Origin of the sequence: Janthinobacterium sp. TND4EL3 (assembly GCF_900156175.1) — a bacterium.
Classification (GTDB): domain Bacteria; phylum Pseudomonadota; class Gammaproteobacteria; order Burkholderiales; family Burkholderiaceae_D; genus Janthinobacterium.
Genome location: NZ_FTMV01000003.1, coordinates 278,089 through 300,424 on the forward strand (window position 1 = coordinate 278,089; position 22,336 = coordinate 300,424).

Annotated in this window: 16 protein-coding genes and 1 tRNA gene; 10 read left to right on the forward strand and 7 right to left on the reverse strand. The window is 65.1% G+C overall.

Going from position 1 to position 22,336, the window contains the following annotated elements; all coding sequences use genetic code 11:
* The first annotated feature begins 378 nt into the window (after nucleotides 1–378).
* The 6 genes from BXA07_RS07175 (at nucleotide 379) to BXA07_RS07200 (ending at nucleotide 9,308) form a co-directional block, all read left to right on the forward strand.
* Nucleotides 379–1,593 carry an efflux RND transporter periplasmic adaptor subunit gene (locus BXA07_RS07175; RefSeq protein ID WP_076566877.1) on the forward strand — a complete coding sequence of 405 codons (1,215 nt, stop codon included), beginning with the start codon at nucleotides 379–381 and terminating at the stop codon, nucleotides 1,591–1,593.
* Nucleotides 1,594–1,608: 15 nt separating this feature from the next.
* Nucleotides 1,609–4,764, forward strand: coding sequence for an efflux RND transporter permease subunit (locus BXA07_RS07180; protein ID WP_076566879.1), 3,156 nt, complete (start codon nucleotides 1,609–1,611; stop codon nucleotides 4,762–4,764).
* A gap of 1 nt (nucleotide 4,765) precedes the next feature.
* A complete protein-coding gene (adeC, locus tag BXA07_RS07185; protein ID WP_076566880.1) occupies nucleotides 4,766–6,214 on the forward strand; it encodes an AdeC/AdeK/OprM family multidrug efflux complex outer membrane factor in 1,449 nt (482 codons plus the stop codon).
* A 63-nt stretch (nucleotides 6,215–6,277) separates the two neighbouring features.
* Nucleotides 6,278–6,892, forward strand: a complete 615-nt coding sequence (locus BXA07_RS07190) for a TetR/AcrR family transcriptional regulator (RefSeq protein ID WP_076566882.1) — start codon at nucleotides 6,278–6,280, stop codon at nucleotides 6,890–6,892.
* Nucleotides 6,893–6,994: 102 nt separating this feature from the next.
* A tRNA-Pro gene (locus BXA07_RS07195) sits at nucleotides 6,995–7,071 on the forward strand.
* 224 nt (nucleotides 7,072–7,295) lie between these two features.
* On the forward strand, nucleotides 7,296–9,308 hold the full coding sequence (locus tag BXA07_RS07200; protein ID WP_076567140.1) for a S9 family peptidase: 2,013 nt from the start codon (nucleotides 7,296–7,298) through the stop codon (nucleotides 9,306–9,308).
* Nucleotides 9,309–9,580: 272 nt separating this feature from the next.
* Here the strand turns inward: BXA07_RS07200 and BXA07_RS07205 are convergent, their stop codons facing one another.
* From BXA07_RS07205 to BXA07_RS07235, 7 genes are all read right to left on the reverse strand, one after another.
* The gene (locus BXA07_RS07205) at nucleotides 9,581–10,618 is read right to left on the reverse strand and encodes an acyl-CoA dehydrogenase family protein (protein ID WP_076566883.1); all 1,038 of its coding nucleotides are present in this window, start codon (nucleotides 10,616–10,618) and stop codon (nucleotides 9,581–9,583) included.
* A gap of 135 nt (nucleotides 10,619–10,753) precedes the next feature.
* Nucleotides 10,754–12,829 carry a methyl-accepting chemotaxis protein gene (locus BXA07_RS07210; RefSeq protein WP_076566885.1) on the reverse strand — a complete coding sequence of 692 codons (2,076 nt, stop codon included), beginning with the start codon at nucleotides 12,827–12,829 and terminating at the stop codon, nucleotides 10,754–10,756.
* 57 nt (nucleotides 12,830–12,886) lie between these two features.
* Complete coding sequence (locus BXA07_RS07215) at nucleotides 12,887–13,672, reverse strand: TorF family putative porin (protein WP_076566886.1); 786 nt, start codon at nucleotides 13,670–13,672, stop codon at nucleotides 12,887–12,889.
* Between the two features lie 239 nt (nucleotides 13,673–13,911).
* Nucleotides 13,912–14,325, reverse strand: a complete 414-nt coding sequence (locus BXA07_RS07220) for a hypothetical protein (protein ID WP_076566888.1) — start codon at nucleotides 14,323–14,325, stop codon at nucleotides 13,912–13,914.
* 63 nt (nucleotides 14,326–14,388) lie between these two features.
* The gene (locus tag BXA07_RS07225; RefSeq protein WP_083708078.1) at nucleotides 14,389–15,408 is read right to left on the reverse strand and encodes a helix-turn-helix transcriptional regulator; all 1,020 of its coding nucleotides are present in this window, start codon (nucleotides 15,406–15,408) and stop codon (nucleotides 14,389–14,391) included.
* 81 nt (nucleotides 15,409–15,489) lie between these two features.
* The gene (locus tag BXA07_RS07230) at nucleotides 15,490–16,590 is read right to left on the reverse strand and encodes a GGDEF domain-containing protein (RefSeq protein WP_076566889.1); all 1,101 of its coding nucleotides are present in this window, start codon (nucleotides 16,588–16,590) and stop codon (nucleotides 15,490–15,492) included.
* Nucleotides 16,591–16,701: 111 nt separating this feature from the next.
* Entirely contained in the window at nucleotides 16,702–17,412 is a 711-nt protein-coding gene (locus BXA07_RS07235) for a FadR/GntR family transcriptional regulator (protein ID WP_076566891.1), read from the reverse strand.
* Between the two features lie 142 nt (nucleotides 17,413–17,554).
* On the opposite strand from BXA07_RS07235, the gene BXA07_RS07240 reads away from it, so the two are divergent.
* The 4 genes from BXA07_RS07240 to BXA07_RS07255 all read left to right on the forward strand — a co-directional run bounded on the left by BXA07_RS07240 (nucleotide 17,555) and on the right by BXA07_RS07255 (nucleotide 22,301).
* Nucleotides 17,555–18,346 carry a (Fe-S)-binding protein gene (locus BXA07_RS07240; RefSeq protein WP_076566893.1) on the forward strand — a complete coding sequence of 264 codons (792 nt, stop codon included), beginning with the start codon at nucleotides 17,555–17,557 and terminating at the stop codon, nucleotides 18,344–18,346.
* Entirely contained in the window at nucleotides 18,343–19,059 is a 717-nt protein-coding gene (locus BXA07_RS07245; RefSeq protein WP_076566894.1) for a LutC/YkgG family protein, read from the forward strand. Before BXA07_RS07240 ends, BXA07_RS07245 begins: the two co-directional genes overlap by 4 nt.
* Nucleotides 19,056–20,501, forward strand: coding sequence for a LutB/LldF family L-lactate oxidation iron-sulfur protein (locus BXA07_RS07250; RefSeq protein WP_076566896.1), 1,446 nt, complete (start codon nucleotides 19,056–19,058; stop codon nucleotides 20,499–20,501). The genes BXA07_RS07245 and BXA07_RS07250 overlap by 4 nt, the downstream gene beginning before the upstream one ends.
* A 93-nt stretch (nucleotides 20,502–20,594) precedes the next feature.
* Nucleotides 20,595–22,301, forward strand: a complete 1,707-nt coding sequence (locus tag BXA07_RS07255) for a lactate permease LctP family transporter (protein ID WP_076566897.1) — start codon at nucleotides 20,595–20,597, stop codon at nucleotides 22,299–22,301.
* Nucleotides 22,302–22,336 lie beyond the last annotated feature (35 nt).

Below are 22,336 nucleotides of genomic sequence, written 5' to 3' on the forward strand. Positions count from 1 at the left end.
CCTGCGGCGCCATGTCTTTTCGATACCATTGGTAAATAATCACGGATGCCCGGCCAGGCGGGGCCGGCAGTGTTGTGTCCTTGTCGTGTAGTTCAGCAAAGAAATCTTGACCCTGCTACAGTATTCACTCAATCCAACTTTCCCGCTTTGCCGTTTTGCCGCCGCCAGCCTGTTTTCCGAGGGACCTTGCTGGTGCGCGCCTGCTGTTGTTGTCACCACTTAATTGCATCATTAGCAATAAAAAGCGCTTAAAGGTCACTTTGTTTCAATTGTAACGATGCTTGACGATTTTAGAATGATCGTTCATTCTTTGACCTGCGTTAATAAATTTAGTCATTTCTAACGACACTAGCCAGCTTCTTTTTCAGAAAGTCCAAGATGCAACCAACCTTTTCCTTGACGTCGCCGCGTACGAGCGGCGCTATTGCCGTTCTGTGCGCCACTGTAATCATGGCCGGCTGCAGTAAAAAACAGGAAGCACCTCGCGCGCAGCAAGCGCCGCAGGTGGTCGTGTTTACTGTTAATCCGGCCGCGTTGCCGATGAGCGCCGAATTGCCCGGCCGCACGAATGCCTACCAGGTCGCCGATGTGCGCCCGCAAGTGGGCGGTTTGATCCAGAAGCGCCTGTTCGTCGAAGGCAGCGATGTGAAAGCGGGCACGGCCCTGTATCAGATCGACCCGGCCACCTACCAGGCTGCTTATAATTCCGCCAAGGCTGCCTTGTCGAAAGCCAAGGCCAACCTGCTGACGGCCGGCCCGAAAGCGTCGCGCTACAAGGAACTGGTCGCCATCGAAGGCGTGAGCCGCCAGGAATACGATGACGCCGTCGCTGCCTTCGAGCAAGCCAAGGCAGACGTCGAGTCCGCCACGGCGGCGCTGGAAACGGCGAATATCAACCTGAAGTACAGCACCGTGACGGCGCCGATCAGCGGCCGCACCAGCCGTTCGACCGTGACGGCCGGCGCGCTGGTCACGGCGGGCCAGGCTGAGGCGCTGACCACCGTGCAGCAACTCGATCCGATCTATGTCGACGTGACCCAGTCGAGCACCGACCTGCTGCGCCTGAAGCGCCAGATGGCCGACGGTTCGCTGAAAAAAGTCGGCGAAGGCCAGGCCAAGGTCGACCTGATCCTGCCGGACGGCAGCAAGTACAGCGAATCGGGCAAGCTGCAGTTCGCCGGCGTGACGGTCGATCCGACCACCGGCAACGTGGTCTTGCGCGCGCTGTTCCCGAACCCGAAAGGCGAATTGCTGCCAGGCATGTACGTACGTGCGCAGCTGGAAACGGGCGTGGATGAAAAAGCCATCACCGTGCCGCAAGTGGGCGTGACGCGCAACCAGAAGGGTCAGGCTACCGCCTTGATCCTGAACAAGGAAAACAAGGTCGAGCAACGCGTGCTGACCACCAGCGGCACCGTCGGCACCGACTGGCTGGTGACGTCCGGCCTGGCCGCAGGCGACCGCGTCATCGTGGAAGGCTTGCAAAAAGTCAAGCCAGGCGCGCCAGCCGTTGCCGTGCCCGCCAAGGCCGAAGCTGCTCCTGCACCCGCCGCTGCCGCTTCTGCCGCCGCATCGGCTGCCAGCGCCCACTAATTCAGGAGAATATTAATGGCCCGTTTTTTCATTGACCGCCCGATTTTTGCCTGGGTGGTCGCGATCGTCATCATGCTTGCCGGCGTGATTTCGATCCTCAGCCTGCCGATCGCGCAGTACCCGAGCATTGCTCCGCCGTCGATTTCGATCAGCGGCTCCTACCCTGGCGCCTCCGCCAAGACCGTGGAAGACGCGGTTACCCAGGTCATCGAACAAAAGATGAAGGGGATCGACGGCTTGCGCTACATGGCCTCGTCGAGCGATGCCACTGGCGGCATCAGCATCACCTTGACGTTTACCAGTGGCACGAATCCTGACATTGCTCAAGTGCAAGTACAGAACAAGCTGCAGCTGGCCACGCCACTGCTGCCGACGGCTGTCACGCAACAGGGCCTGGTCGTGTCGAAAGCGACGAAGAACTTCCTGATGGTGTTCGGCTTCATTTCCGAAAACGGCAAGATGGACCAGACCGACTTGAGCGACTATGTGGCCGCCAACGTCGTCGATCCGCTCAGCCGCGTGGCGGGCGTGGGCGACGTGACCCTGTTCGGTTCGCAGTACGCCATGCGTATCTGGCTCAATCCGGCCAAGCTGCAAAGTTTTAACCTGACACCGGCGGACGTGATCACGGCCGTGCAGGCGCAGAATGCGGAAGTGTCGGCCGGTGAGCTGGGCGGCACGCCGTCCATCAAGGGCCAGCAGCTGAACGCCACGGTATCGGCGCAAAGCCGCTTGCAAACGGTGGAACAGTTCGGCGCCATCCTGCTGAAAACCACGACCAACGGTGCCATGGTGTACCTGAAGGACGTGGCCACCATGGAACTGGGCCGCGAAAACTACAACACCGTGGCCCGCTACAACGGCCATGCGGCCACCGGCGTGGCGATCAAGCTGGCGACGGGTGCCAACGCGCTCGACACGGCCAACGCGGCGAAGGCCATGCTCAGCAACCTGAGCAAGCAGTTCCCTGAAGGCATGAGCTACCAGGTGGCGTTCGACACGACCCCGTTCGTGAAACTGTCCATCGAAGAAGTGGTCAAGACCCTGGTCGAAGCGGTCATCCTGGTGTTCCTGGTGATGTATTTGTTCCTGCAAAACTTCCGCGCCACCTTGATCCCGACCATGGCCGTGCCGGTCGTGCTGCTCGGTACCTTCGGCATCCTGAACGCCTTCGGCTACTCGATCAATACGCTGACCATGTTCGCCATGGTGCTGGCCATCGGTCTCTTGGTCGATGACGCGATCGTGGTGGTGGAAAACGTCGAGCGCGTGATGAGCGAAGAGGGCTTGTCGCCGCTGGAAGCGACGCGCAAGTCCATGACGCAGATCACGGGCGCGCTGGTCGGTATCGCCATGGTGCTGTCGGCCGTGTTCGTGCCGATGGCCTTCTTCGGCGGTTCGACGGGCGTGATTTACCGCCAGTTCTCGATTACCATCGTCTCGTCGATGGTGCTGTCCGTCGTTGTTGCCCTGGTGTTTACGCCGGCCCTGTGCGCCACCCTGTTGAAACCCGTAGAGAAGGGCCATCACGCGACGAACAAGGGCTTCTTCGGCTGGTTCAACCGCAGTTTTGATAGCAGCAGCAACAAGTATCAGGGCTGGGTCGGCGCCATGATCACCCACCGTTTCCGCTCGATGCTGCTGTACGTGCTGCTGCTGGCCGGCCTCGTGTTCATCTTCATGCGTTTGCCGACTTCGTTCCTGCCGGAAGAAGACCAGGGCATCCTGTTTACGCAGATTCAGTTGCCGACGGGCGCCACGCAAGAGCGCACCCTGAAAGTGATCGAACAGGTCGAAGACCACTTCCTGAACAGCGAGAAAGACAACGTCGCTTCCGTGTTTGCCGTCGCCGGTTTCAGCTTCGGCGGTAACGGCCAGAACACGGGTATCGCCTTCGTGCGCCTGAAAGACTGGTCGCTGCGCAAGGACGTGGCGCAGAAAGCGCCGGCCGTGGCCGGTCGCGCCATGGGCAAGTTGTTGCAGATCAAGGATGCGATGGTGTTCACGTTTGCCCCGCCTGCCGTGCTGGAACTGGGTAACGCCACCGGTTTCGACATGCAGCTGCAGGATATCGGCGGTGTCGGCCATGACGCCCTGATGGCGGCGCGTAACCAGTTGCTGGGCATGGCGTCGCAGAATCCGGCCATGGTGGGCGTGCGCCCGAACGGCCAGGAAGATACGCCGCAGTACAAGATCGACATCGACCAGCAGAAGGCAACGGCGCTGGGCTTGCAGATCTCGGAAATCAACCGCGTGCTGAGCGTGGGCTGGGGTAGTTCATATGTGAACGACTTCCTCGACCGCGGCCGCGTGAAGAAAGTGTTCATCCAGGGTGACGCTACTTCGCGCATGCTGCCGGAAGACTTGAACAAGTGGTTCGTGCGCAATACGGCTGGCCAGATGGTGCCGTTCTCGGCCTTTGCCACCGGCAAGTGGATTTACGCGTCGCCACGCCTGGAACGCTACAACGGCTTGCCGTCCGTAGAGATCCTGGGTACGCCGGCGCCGGGCCAGAGCACGGGCGCCGCCATGAACGCGATGGAAGAGATGGTGGCCAAGCTGCCGCCTGGCATCGGCTTCAGCTGGACCGGCGTCTCGCTGGAAGAGCGCGAATCCGGTTCGCAGACGCCGCAGCTGTATGCGCTGTCGCTGCTGATCGTCTTCCTGTGCCTGGCCGCGCTGTATGAAAGCTGGTCGATTCCATTCTCCGTGCTGCTGGTGGTACCGCTGGGCGTGATCGGCGCCGTGCTGGGCACCTGGCTGTTCGGCCTGTCGAACGACGTGTACTTCCAGGTGGGCTTGCTCACGGTGGTGGGCCTGTCGGCGAAGAACGCGATTCTGATCGTGGAATTTGCCAAGGAAATGCAGGAATCGGGCATGTCGCTGCTGGACGCGACCTTGCATGCGGTGCGTCTGCGTCTGCGTCCGATCCTGATGACCTCGATCGCCTTCGGCCTCGGTGTGTTGCCACTGGCGATCTCCAGCGGCGCCGGTTCCGGCAGCCAGAACGCCATCGGTATCGGCGTGCTGGGCGGCATGTTGACGGCCACCTTCCTCGGTATCTTCTTCGTGCCGGTGTTCTTCGTGCTGGTACGCGGCTTCTTCTCGAAGTCGGACGCGCCGGCGACGCCGGGCGCGCCAGCCGTCACGCTTTCCAAGGATGCACATTAATATGAAAAAATCACTACTCTCCATGGCGGCACTGGCCTTGCTGGCCGGTTGCAGCCTGGCCCCCACGTACGAGCGTCCGGCAGCGCCGGCGCCCACGGCGTGGCCGACCGGCCCGTCCTACAAGGCCGACACGGCCGCCGCCGACGCCAAACCGGTGTCGGACGTGGCCTGGCGCGAGTTCTTTGCCGATGCGCGCCTGCGCCAGGTACTGGAACTGGCGCTGGCCAACAACCGCGACCTGCGCGTCTCGATCCTCAACATCGAGAAGGCGCGCGCCACCTACGGCATCGAACGCGCGGCCCTGATCCCGACCCTGTCGGCGGCGGGCGGCCAGTCGGCCACGCGCGTGCCGAAGAACGCCAGCGCCAACGGCGAAGCGTCCATCAATCGCCAGTACACGGCGAACCTGGGCGTGTCGGCCTACGAGCTGGACTTCTTCGGCCGCGTGCGCAGCCTGTCCGACAGTGCGCTGGAACAATACCTGGGCACGGAAGAAGCACGCCGCGCTCAGCAGATCAGCCTGGTGGCCGAAGTGGCCAGCACCTATCTGAACCTGGTGGCCGACCAGCAGCGCCTGCGCGTGGCGCAGGACACGCTGAAGAGCCAGCAGGCCTCGTATGACCTGGCCGTGCGCCGCTTCAGTGCGGGCGCCACGTCGGGCCTGGACAAGTACGATGCCCAGACCAGCGTCGAATCGGCCCGTTCCGACGTGGCTGTATTCACGAGCCAGGTTGCGCTGGATCAAAACGCGCTGGTCCTGCTGGTGGGCGGTCCCGTGCCGGCCGAGTTGCAGCCGCAAGGCGAGTTCGGTAGCGTCACGGCGCTGGCGGACATTCCGTCCGGCCTGCCGTCGGACGTGCTGCAACGCCGTCCCGACGTGCTGGCGGCCGAGCGCACCCTGCGCGCCGCCAACGCCAACATCGGCGCGGCGCGCGCGGCTTTCTTCCCGCGCATTTCGCTGACGGCGACGGCCGGTTCGCTCAGCGACAACCTGTCGGGCCTGTTCAAGGCGGGCAGCGGCACGTGGAGCTTCATTCCGCAGATCAGCTTGCCGATCTTCGATGGCGGCGTGAACCGCGCCAACCTCGATATCGCCAAGGTGCAGCGTGAAATTTCTGTGGCGCAATACGAAAAGGCGATCCAGGTCGCCTTCCGTGAAGTGTCCGATGCGCTGGCCCAGCGCGGCACCATCGACGAACGCCTGCAGTCGCAGGTGTCGCTGGTCGAAGCGTCGACGAAGAGCTACGCCATCCACGACGCGCGCTACAAGCAGGGCGCCGAGTCCTACCTGAACGCCCTCGTGGCCCAGCGCGCGCTGTACGCGGCGCAGCAAAGCCTGATCACGGCGCGCCTGGCCAAATCGACCAACCTGGTGACCTTGTACAAGGTGCTGGGCGGCGGTTGGCAGCCCGAGCAGACAGCCGTCGCGGCGGCTGGCGGCGTCCAATAATCACGGGGACGCCGACGCCGGCCTTGCCCGCAAGGGCAGGGCCGGCGCGCTACTGGAAAAGTCATGAACCAAGTTGAAAAGAAGCATCCGGATCCCGAGCGCGCCAACACGCGGCGCAAGCAAGTGCTCGATGCGGCTGAAAGCTGCTTCAGCCGCCGCGGCTTCCACGGCGCCAGCATGGCCGAGATCTCGAAGGCGGCCGGCATGAGCGCGGGCCACATCTATAATTATTTTGACAGCAAGGATGCGATCATCGCCGCCTTCGTCATGCAGAATACGGAGCGCGTCTCCAATTTGATGCAGGACCTGGCGCAGCGCGACGATCCCTTGCAGGCCGTGATCGACAATGCGGGCGAGCACGTGCTCGAAGCGCTGGACGCGAAGACATGGATGATGCCGCTGGAAATTTTTGCCGAAGCGTCGCGCAATCCGGTGATCGCCGCCATGCTGCAAACCTCGGACCAGCGCTCGCGCCAGTTGTTTCTCTCGATCATACGCGACGCCCGCATCAAGCGCGGCTTGCCGGCCGACGAGGAAATGCTGCAGGGGCGCCTCGATGCCCTGGTCGCCCTGTACCAGGGCCTGCCCGTGCGCTTCATTCACAATCCGGACGTGAAGGTCGAGCCGCTGATCGCCGGTTTTCGCATCATCCTGACGGCGCTCTTGCTGCAAGAATAGGGCGCTTGCCAGGGGCAGATAAAAATCTTTGCGCAGTTCGATATGAATCAAGCGCAAAGCATGGCAAAAACCTAAAAGCGTCTGCTATAATTCTTACCTCGTCGGGGCGTAGCGCAGCCTGGTAGCGTACATGCATGGGGTGCATGGGGTCGGAAGTTCGAATCTTCTCGCCCCGACCATTAGATTCAAGGAAAAAGGCCACTCTTCGGAGTGGCCTTTTTCTTTTCTCCGTCCGGCTGTCGCCTGGCCGGCACCGCGCTCCAATCCCTGTTTCTCTCCGTCCATCCCCCGATTTTCGTCCTTCATCGCCGTAATCAACCTGGCAACATGGCTTTCGCCTATCATGTGCTGGCACGTGCACAATTATTATGTTTTCCCTTCATTTAACAACCATGAGGTGTCCATGATTCGCTATGCCCTGCCTGTCCTGTTGTTTGCCAGCGTACTGCCGGCCCATGCCCAAGCCCCAGTCAACGAGACGCCGCTGATCGAGCGGGCGAAGATCTTTGGCAATCCCAGCAAGTCCGGCGGGCGCATCAGTCCGGACGGCAAGTGGCTGTCGTGGATCGCGCCGCGCGACGGCGTGCTCAATGTGTGGGTGGCGCCGTCCAGCGACCTGGCGCAGGCGCGTTCGCTGACGGAAGAAAAGGTACGGCCCATCCGCAGCAGCTTCTGGTCGCCCGATTCGACGACCTTGCTGTACATCCAGGACAAGGGCGGCGATGAAAATTTCCTGCTGTACGGCGTGAATGTGGCCACCGGCAAGCAGATCAATTACACGCCGTTCGAGAAGACCCGCGTGCGCGTGATCCAGATCAGCAGCAAGGTCAAGGACCGCATCTTGATCGGCATCAATAACCGTGATGCGCGCTGGCATGACGTCTACAGCCTGGACCTGGCCAGCGGCAAGCTGACCCTGGTGCAGCAGAACGACGGCTATGGCGGCTACCTGGCCGATGAGCTGCTCAATCTGCGCATCGCCAGCAAGGCGCGGACCGATGGCGGCATGCAGTATTTCCGCATCACGGACGGCAAGGTCGACAGCGCGCCGCTGGCCGAGGTGGGCCTGGAAGATTCGCAGACGACGGCGCCGCTGGCCTTTACGGCCGATGGCAAGACCCTGTACTGGACCGATTCGCGCGGCCGCAATACCTCGGCGCTGCTGGCGCAGGACGTGGCCAGCGGCAAGACCACTGTGGTGGCGCAAGACCCGCGCGCCGACATTGCCGATGCGCTGTACGACACGCGCACGGGCCGCGTGCAGGCCTATTCAGTCGATTACCTGCAGCAGGAATACCTGCCGCTGACGGACGAGCTGAAGGCCGACCTGGCCTTCCTGAAGCAGCATACCAAGGGCCAGTTCAACGTGACGTCGCGCACGGAAGCGGATGACAAGTGGCTCGTCGGCGTCGATGCCGTCACCGCGCCCGCATCGAGCTGGCTGTATGACCGCAAGAGCAAAAAGCTCACGCAGCTGTACGTCACGCGACCGGAACTGGTTGGCGCGCCACTGGTGCCCATGTATCCCCAGGAAATCAAGGCACGCGACGGCCTGACCCTGGTGTCCTACCTGACCTTGCCGCAGGCGTCGAAGGCGGATGCCGGCGGCAAGGCCACCCGCGCGGTGCCGATGGTGCTGCTGGTGCACGGCGGTCCCTGGGCGCGCGACACCTACGGCTACAACAGCTATCACCAGTGGCTGGCCAACCGCGGCTACGCCGTGCTGTCGGTGAACTACCGGGGCTCGACGGGCTTCGGCAAGCAGTTCATCTCGGCCGGCGACCTGCAGTGGGGCCGCAAGATGCATGACGACCTGCTCGACGCGGTGCAATGGGCCGTGCAAAGCGGCGTGACGACGGCCGACAAGGTGGCCATCATGGGCGGCTCGTACGGCGGCTACGCCACCCTGGCCGGCATGGCGTTCACGCCGACGACGTTTGCCTGCGGCGTCGACATCGTCGGCCCGTCGAACCTGTTCACCTTGCTGCAAACCATCCCGCCCTACTGGGAAGCGGGCAAGCAGCAGTTCTACAAGCGCATGGGCGACCCGACCACGGAAGAAGGCAGGGCGCTGCTCAAGGAGCGCTCGCCGCTGAACTTTGCGCAAAACATCCAGCGCCCGCTGCTGATCGGCCAGGGCGCGAACGACCCGCGCGTCAACGTGGCCGAATCGGACCAGATCGTGGCGGCCATGGCGGCGAAGAATATCCCCGTCACGTATGTGCTGTTTCCCGACGAAGGCCATGGTTTTGCCCGGCCCGTCAACAACATCGCTTTCAATGCGGTGACGGAAAACTTCCTGGGGCAATGCCTGGCCGGCCGCGCCGAACCGATCGGCGCCACGCTCAAGGCGTCCACCGCACAAGTCAAGCATGGCGCCGAGTTTGCGCCGGGGCTGCAGGAGGCGATGCGCTAGGTAAGCACGGCTGGCGGAGCCGCCTGCATGGGGCTCCCGGTTGTGAGAATATCAACTTGGCATTGCTTTATTTGCAGTAAATTAATGTGCTGTCCCTCGCGCGACGGCAAGGCGTTGTTCGCCCTTGCGGCGGCGCGTCGGCCGCCGGGGGCGGTGTCAGCATCGTGGGGAATACTGCGCGCGCCATTGGGATCGTTTTTTTGATGATTTCCCCCTGGCGGCCGCGAGGCGTTGCCGCGCACGGCCGTTTTGTCAGGCGTGCTTGCCTGTTGTCACAATGCCCAGGGATGCTCTTCCGCGCCGGCGACGATGCCGCCGAGCGTAGCTTGGTCGCGCTCCGCGTGGCTCTGGCGCAGGAAGACGGGCAGGTCGGCCGCCAGTCGCGCGAAGCGGGCGTCGCGGCACAGGGGGCCGGCGCCCAGCGCCCGCGTGGCCAGGTGCAGCACCAGGGTCGCCGCGTCTTCCGTTGCCAGGCGCAGGCGCAGCGCCAGTCCCATGGCGTCGCGTTGCGGGTGGCGGTCGATCTCGGCGGCCCCTTCGCGCAGCAGGGCGCCCACGGCGCGCAGCGCACAGTCGATCTGGCCAAGCTGCGCCAGGCGCACGGCGTCGGGTGCGGCATGCTGCGCCCGCGCATGCAGGTGGCTGGCGATGGCGCAGGCGGCGCCATACCAGGCGGCGGCGATGCCGGCGCTGCCGTGCCAGAAGCCGGGGCGGGCCAGGTAGGCGCCCGGCGCGCCCACGGGAAAGGCGCGCGCGGCGGAAAAGGTCACGTCGACGCTGGCGCTGGCGTGCATGCCGACGGCTTGCCAGCCTTCGTCCGTGACGTGCACGCCGGGCTGCGCCAGTGCCACCGAGGCGAGGCAAGCCTGGCCCTCTTCATTCCAGCAGCTGAGCAAGGCATGGCTGAGTCCGCTTGCTCCGGAACACCATGGCTTGCGCCCGTCGAGCAGATAGCGCCCGTCGGCCGCCTGCTGCAAGCGCACGCGCGTCCCGGGCAATTCCGTGCACCAGACGCCCCAGTTGCTGCCGGCCGGCGCACCGGGACCGTCGATCTCGGCCAGGATGGCCAGCGCGTCCGTATGGCCTTCATACAGCTTGAGCAGGGAAAGGTCGATGGCGGCCACGGCTGCCAGGGCTTGCCAGCGCTGCAAGGTGGCGCCGTGGCCGGGCAGCGGGAGCTGGTCCAGGCCAGCGTCGCGCAGGCGCCGCAGGCCGTCGATGGGGGCAATCTCGCCATTCTGCGGGTGCAGCAGGGCGTTCAAGGCGGCGTGGCCGAACTCCCGGGGGGAGGCGATGGTAGTGGGCGGCATGGCAAGCTCCTGTTTTTCAAGAGCTTATCTTTCTATTTTCGCAATGTCTGTTCGATTTTGCACATAGCCGTATGGGCGGGCACAGGGACATCGCCGTGTGGCACGATGCCGCCGCCCATGTCGGCACACGCCGTTTTAGAACTCTTCCCAGTCGTCGCCGGCCGGCGCCTTGGCTGGCGCGCGCTGTGCTGCTTGCGGCTTGGCAACTGCCAGGCGCTGGGCAGGCACGGGTGGTGTGGGCGCCACGGTGCGCGGTGCGGCCACGGCGGCCGGGGCCGCCTGGCGCACCTGCTCGCCCAGCTTGAACACGCTGACCACCTCGGCCAGGTGGCTGGCCTGGTCTTGCAGGCTTTCGGCGGCCGCCGCCGCTTCCTCGACAAGGGCCGCATTCTGCTGCGTCACGCCATCCATCTGCGCCAGCGCCTGGTTGACCTGGGCGATGCCGTCGCTTTGCTCGTTGGTGGCGACGCTGATGTCGGCCATGATGGCGGTCACCTTGCGCACGCTGTCGACCACCTGTTCCATGGTCGCGCCCGCTTCGTCGACGAGCTTGCTGCCGGCCGCCACCTTGCCGACGGAATCGTCGATCAGCAGCTTGATTTCCTTCGCTGCGGCAGCCGATCTTTGCGCCAGATTACGCACTTCCGTGGCGACGACGGCGAAGCCGCGCCCCTGTTCACCGGCGCGTGCCGCTTCCACGGCCGCATTCAGGGCCAGGATATTCGTCTGGAAGGCGATGCCGTCGATGACGCTGATGATGTCGACGATTTTATTGGACGAGTCATTGATCGAGGTCATGGTCTCTATCACCTTGCCGACCACTTCGCCGCTCTTCTGTGCCACGCTCGATGCGGAAGCGGCCAATTGATTGGCCTGGCGCGCGTGGTCGGCGTTTTCTTTCACCGTGCCCGTCAGCTCTTCCACCGAGGCGGCTGTTTCTTCCAGCGAACTGGCTTGCTGTTCCGTGCGGGCCGACAGGTCGTTATTGCCTTGCGCAATTTCCGCACTGGCACGGGCCACATTGTCGGCGCTGGCCTGCACCTGCAGCAGCACGGCGTGGATTTTTTCCACGAACTGGTTGAAACCCTTGCCGATGACGGCCAGCTCGTCGGTGCCCTTGACTTCCAGCTTGACGCGCAGGTCGGCGTCGCCGCTGGACAGATCCGTCATGGTGCGGCCCAGGGTGCGCAGCGGGCGCGTCAGCTGGTTGACGACGAGGATCAAGATGCCGGCCGTGGCCGCCGCGCATAGCAGGGCGACGATCAGCGTGTAGATCATCAGGTCGCGCGCCGAGGCGGTGGCCACGCTTTTCGGGAAGTTCAGTTCCACGCTCCACGGCGCGATGTCGGGGTGGATCTGCAGCGGCTGCAGCAAGTGGATGTAGCCCTTGTCGTCCTCATATTCATATGGCTGCCCCTGGCGCACCTTGTCCAGGCCGGCGGCCGGCACGTCGTCGGCCTTCTTGCCCAGCCGTTCAGGCACGGGGTGGCTGGCGTACAGGCCGCCGTTCGAGATCAGGGCCAGCTTGCCGCCCTCGATCACCTTCAGGCCGGCCAGGATCTTCGCCAGGCGCGTGAGCATGAAGTCGGCGCTGGCCGTGCCCTTGAAGCTGCCATCGATCATGATGGGCGCCACCAGCGAAGCCATCAGCACATCCTTGCCGTCGACGGGGTAGATGTACGGTTCCGTAAAGAAAGTCTTACCCGTGCGCTTGGGCACGTCGTACCAGTCGTTGGCGCCCGGTTTCGGGTCGAAGACGATGGGTTCGACTTGCAGCTTGCCGCCGGCGCCCCGGGTCCAGTAGGGCATGAAGCGGCCGCTGGCGTCGTAGTTCGGCTTCTGATTGGCAAATTCCGCATCCTTGCCGTCGAGTGCATTCGCTTCCCACGTCACGGCCGCGCCCAGCAAGTCGTCCGAGCTGGTCAGCGTCGCCTTGGTCAGTTCATTGATCTGCTCGCGCTGCAGGGGCAGATTCGCGCTTTTGGTGCCGCGCATGGCGCCGGCCAGGCCCGAGACGCTGGCCAGGTTGCTGGCGATGCGCGCCTGCAGGGCGCCGGCCACTTCGCGCGCCGACGTGCGCGCCAGTTCCAGGGCCGCCGCTTCGGCGCTGGCGCTGCTCTTGTAGCCGATGACGGCCGCCGTGACGCCCAGGCTGAGGACGGCCAGCGCAGTGGCGGCGACGCAGATTTTACTGTTCAGTGAGAGTTGCATGATGCTGTTCCTTGGTGGGGAGGGGTATCGGTGTCTTGAGCGTCGCGGATGGCGCGCCTAGAAAGTCTTGCTGATGGCCACGACCAGCGTGGCCGCGGCCGGGTTCGAGGTGTCGAACCTGCCGGCTGCATCCGGGATGCCCAGCGTGTAATGGTCATAGGCGTCGGTGGCGCCCCAGGCGCGCGTGAGGGCGGCGCTGGCGCTCCAGCCGCCGTCGAGGGTTTTGGTGACGCCGGCCTTGGCGTCGCGCCAGTTCCACATGCCATTCCCCGTGCCTGCCACACGGCCATTGCCTGCGTGCAAGTTCAAGGTCCAGGCATGGCCCAGGTCGATGTTCGCACCCACGTCCAGGTAGCCCGTGCCGCGCGCATTGGTGATGCCGAAGAAGTCGCGCGTGACCGTGCGGTTGTACTTGGCGTACAGCATCTTGTAGCTGAGGCCCAGCGACAGCTCGCCATAGTCGTACTTGACGCCTGTGGCGCGGTAGACGGCGCCCGGGTACTTGTAGTAATACGCGAGCACGCTGTAGCCCAGTTCGCTCACCGTGCCGCCGTAGCCGCCGTACAGGTCCCATTCGACCGTGGCGTCCTCGATGTAGCGGTCGCTGACGGTGGACGCCCAGGTGCCCAGCGACCAGCCGCTGGGGTGCGCATAGTCCACGCCCGCCTGCAGCGCCGGTTTGCCCCAGGTCTGGCGGAAACCGCGCGAGATGTATTGCGAGGTGAGGCTGGCATTGGCGCTGACGGTGGTGCTGTCCGCGGTCTGGGCCTGCACGGGCACGCTGGCCAGCAGGAAGACGCAGCTCAGCAAGGATGTTCGAGAAAAATGGCGGTTCGATGGCATGGCAGTCGGCTCCGTATTTGCTGGCAGCGGCCGTCCAGGCGCGTTGCCCTGATGGTTGCGATAAAAATGCGGAAGGGACTTTGTCGGGGCAAGGCGATGCCGTCGGCCGGTTCGCGCGAACCGGCAGATATTCTCACCAAACGTAACTGAAAGGATAGGGGCTGGGGCTAGTGGAAGTCAACAAAGTTGCGCTGTGGAAATCGTAAGTTGTTGTTTCTTGGCACTTTTTTATGGGCCTGTCATACGCCCGGCTGCCCCCGCTGCGCCGCCGTGCGCAGGGCGGCCAGCAAGCCGGGCAGGGCCGCATGCAAGGCCGGCAAGTCAGCCGCCGGCAGCTCGGCCTGCGTTTCCACCCGGCCCGATGGCTGGCCCCAGACGACCTTGGCGCTCAGCAGGGCGCTGGCGTCGAGTCCCGTAATGCTGACCAGCAGGGCCACTTCCTCGGGCTGGTCGTCGGGCATCTCCCCGAGCAGGCAGGAAATGCCGAAATGATAATCCTGGAAGGCGCTGGCCGTGCCGCTGGAAAAGGCGAACACGGACGCGAGCACCTGGGGCGCACTGGCAGCGAGCTGCGGCAGGGCGGCGCGGAACAGGGGCAGCAAGTCGTTTTCCAGCTGGCGCACCAGCGGATGGGTGTGGACGAGGACGGTCATGGCGGGATGAAATGAATGGCGGCGCGCGATGGTAGCAGTTTTTGCCGCCGCCGTGGTCCGCCGTCAGGCGGCGTAGCGGCTGGCCATGCTGGCGATGGTGGTCTTCATCTGTTCGCGCAAGGCGGCCGGCGCCAGTACTTCCACGCCATCGCCCAGGCCCAGCAGCCACCATTGCAGTTCGCGCGTGCTGGGCACGGTGGCGCTCAGGTGCAATGAGCCGTCGGCGCACTCCCGCAATTGCTGGTCGGCGCTCAGCGGCGTTTCATACAGGTGCTCGCCGCTGCGGCGCGCAAACACGGCTTCCAGCCGTAGCGGTTCGCCCTCGCGGATGCCCATGGCGCCAGAGGCAATATACGCGTCGACGTCGAAGCCTTCTTTTTTGCGTGCAGGCAAGTAGAGGATTTCCGCCTGCTGCACGCGGTGCAGCACCAGCGTGCGCACGTCGCTGTATTCGGCAAACAGGCACACCAGGTAGATCAGCTGGCCGCGCTGGACGATGGCCAGCGGGTGGACGGCGTCGTAGCTGACGGCGGCGTCGGCGTCGCGCTTCTTGTAGCTCAGTTTCAGCTGGCGGTTCTGCATCAGCGCCTCGTACACATTGCGCTGGCACGCTTCGTCGATGACGGGAGCCAGCAGTCGCTGCATGGGTGCGATGGCGCGTATCTTGTCCAGCCACGCGGGCGCGTGGGCGCGCTCATTGGTGGCGTTCAGGGTCTGGCGCGCGGCGCTGAAGTAGGGCTGCATGCTGTCGAGGGTCGATGGCGGCAGGGAATGGCGCAATTGCTGCTCCATCAGCGCCAGGGTCAGCGCGGCGGGCGTCGACAGCCCGGGCATGTCCATGCGCGCCGCGTTTTCCATCCAGCACCAGCCAAATGGTTTGCTGTCGACCGGGTTCGTGAGTGGAAATATCTCGGCCAGGTCGAGCAAGTCGCGCTGGATGGTGCGTTTGCCGATGGAAAAGTCGATCGCCTTGAGCTTGTCGTGCAATTCGGCAACCGTGATGGTACGCGGCGCTTGCGGTATCAGGCGCAGCATTTGCCATTGGCGCATGATGGTGGAGGGGCGTGGCGGGCGCTCGGACATGGTGTTTCCGTTCAATTCGTTGGAAGGATGTGTACTGGGTGGTACACAAGTTGTCTAATGGTAACATTAATCCGATGGCAATTACAGGGTGTCCAGCATGGCCGCCCTGACGCAATTGCGTCCCGCATGCTTGGCCTGGTACAGCAGTGTGTCGGCGGCGGCGACCAGGGCGGACGCATCCGGCGCCGGCGCGCCCGCCTGGCAATCGATGCTGGCGACGCCGAAGCTGGCCGTCGTCGCAGTCTGCCGCGCCAGGCTGGCGCGCAGGCGTTCGGCCAGACGCATCCCTCCCGCCAGGTCCGTTTCCGGCAGGATCAGCAGGAATTCCTCGCCGCCGTGGCGCACCACGCTGTCGATGCCCTGGCGGGTGGCCCCGCCGAGCAGGGCGGCAACCGTGCGCAGCACCGCGTCGCCAGCGGCATGGCCATGCACGTCGTTGATGCGCTTGAAGTGATCGATGTCGCACAGGATGGCGGTCAGGCTCAGGCCATGGCGCTGCGAACGGGCCAGTTCCGCGTCCAGCAGGCGCTCATCGAGGTAGCGCCGGTTGTAGCAGCCGGTCAGGTGGTCGCGCATGGCTTGTTCCAGCAGGACGCTGCGCTGGATGAAGTGGGCGCGGCGCTGGCGCTGCCAGCCATGGCTGGCGCAGACGCCGCCCAGGTTGAGCGCCAGCAAGGTGGCGGCGTCAGCGGCCTGGCTGCCGTCCTGCAGGCAGAGCCAGGCCAGGCTGGCCGCGCTGCCCTGGCCGGCAGCGCAGAGCAAGCCTTGCGTGATGCCTGCATACGGCAGCAGCAGCAGGGCGCAGAAGGCCATGCCGTGCCAGCTTGCGTCGGCGTCGCGCAGCGAAAAACCCAACAGGAAGCCGGCCATGCCCAGGACGAGCACGGTGTTGCAGGCAGCTTCGCGGCAAGGTCCGCTCGCCTGGGCGCGCAACGCTTGCCACAGGGCGCAAGCCACCGCCAGGCACCAGGCCAGCGTCAAGGGCCAGTAGTCGGACGGCAGGAGCGCTGCGCCAAAGGCCGCGCCGGCGCCGGCGTGCAGAGCCAGCAGCGGCCAGCCAAGTGTCTGGCCCGGGGCCGGTAGGCGCAGATAGGCCGCTTCCTGTTGCGGATCGCGCAAACGGGCCAGCCAGGGGTGCAGCCCCAGGCTGCGGGAGTCGTTGTTTGCATGGTGCTGCTGCATGGAAACCTGTCGGGTAGCGAATCGAAGCCTCATTCTTGTCCCGCCCTGCGACAAATTGCGACGCATCCCCTGCGTGCCACAGAAAATCCTTAATTGGCCCTACCAGCGGCCTTAATCGTCGTGGTTGACGCGCGCGCGCACGAAGTCGATGTGGCTTTGCATGGCCGTGCGCGCCTCTTCCGGCTGGCTGGCGCAGATGGCCTCGCACAGCGTGCGGTGCTGCGACAGCAGCTGCAGCGAGGTGGCGTCATCCTGCTGGCGCAAGCCCGTGCCATTGAGCGTGATGTGTTCGCGCAGCATGCCGATGATGCTGGTGTGCAAGTGCAAGAACATGGTGTTGTGCGACGCCTGCGCGATGACTTCATGCAGCCGCGCGTCGGCTTGCGCCTCGCCGTGCTTGTCGTCGACCGCGCGCGCCTGCTCCAGCTCGGCCAGCAGGGCCAGGATCTGCGTCCGTTCGTCCGCGCTGGCGCGCTGCGCCGCAAAATAGGCCGTGGCGCCTTCGAGCACGCGGCGAAATTCCAGGATGTCGTCGCGCAGGGCGGGGTGGTCGGCCACCAGCTGGCTCCACGGCGACGCCATGCCGGTGCGCAATTGATCTGTCACAAATACACCGGCGCCGCGCCGGCTGCGCACGAGGCCCCGCGCCGCCAGCCGCTGTACCGCTTCGCGCACGGTATTGCGCGAGACTCCATATTGCTGCGCCAGCAGGCGTTCGGCCGGCAGCTGCGCGCCCGCCGGCAGGCTGCCATCGAGCAGGGCCGTCTCCAACCTGCGCATCACCGTCTCGACCCTGCCCCGCGTCTGCATGCCTGTCGCCATCGCTGTTGTCTCTTCTGTTGTTTTCAAGTGGTCCGAGCAATTTGAAGTGGCGCGCGGAAGCTGGAATTATGCGTGAACCGGTCATTCTTAACAACACACAGCGGCGCCGCAGCAACATACAGAGCGCCGGGGAGACACACTCATGCAGCCAGACCCGCGCCAGCCACGTCACTATCCGCCACCACCACGCGAGGTGTACCTGTTCGCCACCTGCCTGGTCGACCTGTTCGTGCCGCAGGCGGGGCTTGACGCGGTACGCCTGCTGGAACGGGAAGGCTTGCTGGTGCACTATCCGCGCGGCCAGAGCTGCTGCGGCCAGCCCGCCTACAGCAGCGGCAACCCGGAGCAGGCGCGCGCCGTGGCCCGCGCCCAGCTTGACCTGTTTGCGCAGCCCTGGCCCGTCATCGTGCCGTCCGGCTCCTGCGCCGGCATGATGCGCCACCACTGGCCGCAGCTGTTCCAGGACGACCCCGTGGCCGGTCCCAGGGCGCTGGAGCTGGCCGGACGCGTGTATGAACTGAGCGAATTTCTCGTCTGCGTGCTCAAACTCGACCTGGCCAGCCTCGCTGGCGCCGGGCAGGCCGATGAAAACGTGGTGCTGCATACCTCGTGCGGCGCCCGCCGCGAGATGGGCACGCGCACCCACGGCGTGGCCCTGCTCGACGCCTTGCCCGGCGTGACCCGCATCGAACACCAGCGCGAATCGGAATGCTGCGGCTTCGGCGGCACGTTCTCACTAAAACATCCGGACATTTCCGGCGCCATGGTCAGCGACAAGATCGCCTCGGCCTGCGCCACGGGCTGCGACCGGCTCGTTTCGGCCGACTGCGGTTGCCTGCTCAATATCGGCCACGCCGCCCAGCACCAGGGCGCACCGCTGCCCGTCGAGCACATGGCCAGTTTCCTGTGGCGCCGCACGGGAGGTGCGCCATGAGTACGGCATTGACTGCCCGCGAACGCATGCTGGGACGCCTGCGCGCCGCCGCACCCTCCGCGCCCGAAGCGGTGGAGGTCGTCGATACGGCCATCGACGGGCATTACTCCGCGCGCCGCGCCGCCGCCCCGCTGGCGGCACGGGACAGGATAGCGGCCCTGCAGGCCGCCTTGCGCGCTTCGCACGCCCAGGTCGACTGCGTGAGCGGCGATGCCTGGCCGGCCCTGCTGGCGCAGCGGCTCGGTGAGCACGGCGTACGCCGCCTGCTGGTCGATGCCGCCAGCGCCGAAGGGCGGGCCTTGCGCGCCGCCTTGCCGCAGGGCGTGTCAGCGCTGTCTTTTGACCGTCCGCTGGCGCAGTGGAAGGGCGAATTGTTCGACACGGTCGACGCCGGTTTTACGGTCGCCCGCTCGGGTATTGCTGCCACCGGCACCCTGGTCATCGCGCCCGATGCGGCCACGCCGCGCACGGTGTCGCTGGCGCCGCCCCTGCATGTTTGCCTCGTATATGCGAGCAGCCTGCACGTGGACTTGCATGCGGCGGCGCGCGCCGAGCGCTGGGCGGACGGCATGCCATCGAACCTGGTGCTCGTCTCCGGCCCCTCGAAAACGTCGGACATCCAGCAAACGCTCGCGTATGGCGCGCACGGCCCCCGCTGGCTGTGGGTGCTGATCGTCGATGACCTGCCAGCCCATGAAGGAGGCCAGCCATGAACGCCAAGCCCTTGCAATTCGTCAAACCGGCCGATTTCCATGCGCGCGCCCGCGCCGCGCTGGACGACCCGAAGCTGCGCCAGAGCTTTCGCGGCGCCATGGATTTTTTACAGGACAAGCGCACGGCGCAATTCCCCGACGGCGACGAGCTCGAACGCCTGCGCGACCTCGGCGAGGCCGTGCGCCGGCACGCGCTGGCGCGTCTGCCCGATTTGCTGGTGCAGCTGGAAGAGCGGCTGACGGCGGCCGGCGTGCAGGTGCACTGGGCCGAGGATGGCGAGCAGGCCAACGCCATCATCCACGCCATCGCCGAAAAGGCCCGGGCGACGCGCTTCATCAAGGGCAAGTCGATGGCCAGCGAAGAAATCGAGCTCAATCACTACCTGGAAGCGCGCGGCATGACCTGCCTGGAGTCGGACATGGGCGAGTACATCGTCCAGCTGGCCGGCGAAAAGCCGTCGCACATCGTCATGCCGGCCATTCACAAGACGAAGGCCGACATCGCCGGCCTGTTCGCCGAGCACATTCCCGACGCGCCCTACACGGAAGACGTCGACAGCCTGATCCAGACGGGCCGGCGCGCCCTGCGCCAGGCCTTCGTCGAGGCGGACATCGGCCTGTCGGGCGTGAACTTCGCGGCGGCCGACACGGGCACGCTGTGGCTGGTGGAAAACGAGGGCAACGGCCGTTTGACGACGTCCGTGCCGGACGTCCACATCGCCATCATGGGCATGGAAAAGGTGGTCGCCAAGCTCGAACATATCGTGCCGCTGGCCAGCCTGCTGACGCGTTCGGCCACGGGGCAGGCCATCACCACGTATTTCAACCTGATTTCCGGCCCGCGCCGCGCCGGCGAAAAGGATGGGCCGCGCGAAGTGCACCTGGTCCTGCTCGACAACGGCCGCAGCCAGGCTTATGCCGACGAGCAGCTGCGCGCCACGCTGCAATGCATACGCTGCGGCGCCTGCATGAACCACTGTCCCGTCTACACGCGCATCGGCGGTCACGCCTACGGCACCACGTATCCGGGGCCGATCGGCAAGATCATCTCGCCCCATTTGCTGGGGCTGGACGCGACGGCCGACCTGGCCACCGCGTCGAGCCTGTGCGGCGCCTGCGGCGAAGTGTGCCCCGTGCGCATCCCGATTCCGCAACTGCTGGTGCGCCTGCGCACGGAGGCGAACCGCAATCCGAACGAGGAAGTCAGCCATCCGCTGCGCGGCCAGGGGGCCAAGTTCAGCCGCGGCGAAAGCCTGATCTGGCGCTTCTGGAGCGGCGCCTTCGCGCGCCCCGCCAGCTACCGTTTGTTCCGCTGGGCCGCCACGCGGCTGCGCAGGCTCACGCCGGGCAAGCAGCTGGGCTGGACGCAGCACCGCAAACCCTTGACACCGGCGCCGCGCAGCCTGGCCGACCTGCTCGCCGCACGGGGGCAGGAAGAATAGCGACGCCCCGCCATACCGCAAAAAACACGCTACACACAATTACATCAAAAGCCGTTTTTTCACTCAACCCGCATCCACCGGAGGAGACCCGACATGCAAACCTGGACCCAACTTTATACACCGCTCGGCAGCCTGTGGCTGTCGTCGCTGGCGGCAGCCGTTCCCATCATTTTCTTCTTCATCGCCCTGGCGGCGCTGCGCATCAAGGGCCATGTGGCCGCCGCCGTCACGCTGGCGCTGGCGCTGGCCGTGGCGATTTTCGCCTATGGCATGCCCGTGCCGCAGGCACTGGCGGCAGCCGGCTACGGCTTTGCGTACGGCTTGTGGCCCATCGCCTGGATCATCGTCACGGCCGTCTTCCTTTATAAAATCGTCGTCAAGACGGGACAGATCGACATCATCCGCGCCTCCGTGCTGTCGGTAACGGACGACCAGCGCCTGCAGGTGCTGTTGATCGGCTTCGCCTTCGGCGCCTTCCTGGAAGGGGCGGCCGGTTTCGGCGCGCCCGTGGCCATCACCTCGGCGCTGCTGGTGGGCCTGGGCTTCAACCCGCTGTACGCGGCAGGCCTGTGCCTGATCGCCAATACGGCGCCCGTGGCCTTTGGCGCCATGGGCATCCCCATCATCGTGGCGGGGCAGGTGACGGGCATCGACCCCTTCCTGATCGGCGCCATGGCGGGCCGCCAGCTGCCGCTGCTGTCGCTGCTGGTGCCGTTCTGGCTGGTGTTCATGATGGATGGCTTGCGCGGCGTGCGCGAAGTGTGGCCGGCCGCGCTGGTGACGGGCTTGAGCTTTGCCGTGACCCAGTACTTCACGTCGAACCATATCGGCCCTGAACTGCCGGACATCACCTCGGCCCTCGTCAGCCTGGTGTCGCTGACCCTGTTCCTGAAAGTGTGGCAGCCGAAGAATGCGAAAGTGGCGCACGCCGTCGGCGGCGGCACGGCGGCGCTGTCCGGTTTTGGCGGCGCGGGCGGTGCTGCGGACCTGCGCGGCGCCGGCAACCGCGCCGCTTCGCCCTACACGACGGCGCAGACCATGCGCGCCTGGGCGCCGTTCGGCCTGTTGACGGCCATCGTCACCGTGTGGAGCCTGCCCGGCTTCAAGGCCCTGTTTGCCGCCGGCGGTGCGTTGTCCAGCCTGGTGATCAAGATCCACGTGCCCTACCTCGACAAACTGGTGATGAAGACCATGCCCATCGTGGCCGAGCCGAAGGCGTATGAAGCCGTGTTCAAGCTCGATCTGCTGTCGGCCGTGGGCACGGCGATCTTGCTGACGGCCGTGCTGTCGATGCTGATGCTGCGCATGAAGCCGCGCGATGGCATCAAGGCTTTCGTGGAAACCGTGGTGGAATTGCGCCGTCCCGTGCTGTCGATCGGCCTGGTGCTGGCGTTTGCCTTCGTTGCCAATTATTCCGGCATGTCGTCCACCCTGGCCCTGCTGCTGGCCGGCAGCGGCGCCGCCTTCCCCTTCTTCTCGCCCTTCCTGGGCTGGCTGGGCGTCTTCCTGACGGGCTCCGACACGTCCTCGAACGCCCTGTTCTGCTCCTTGCAAAACACGACGGCGCACCAGATCGGCGTGTCCGACACCCTGATGGTGGCGGCCAACACGACGGGCGGCGTGACGGCGAAGATGATCTCGCCCCAGTCGATCGCCGTCGCCTGCGCGGCAACGGGCCTGGTGGGCAAGGAGTCGGACCTGTTCCGCTTCACCTTGAAGCACAGCCTGCTGTTTGCCGTCATCATCGGCATCATCACCATGCTGCAGGCCTACGTATTCACCGGCATGATTCCGCATTGAGTGGTGCGTAGAAGTACGTAGTAAAACTAGATAAA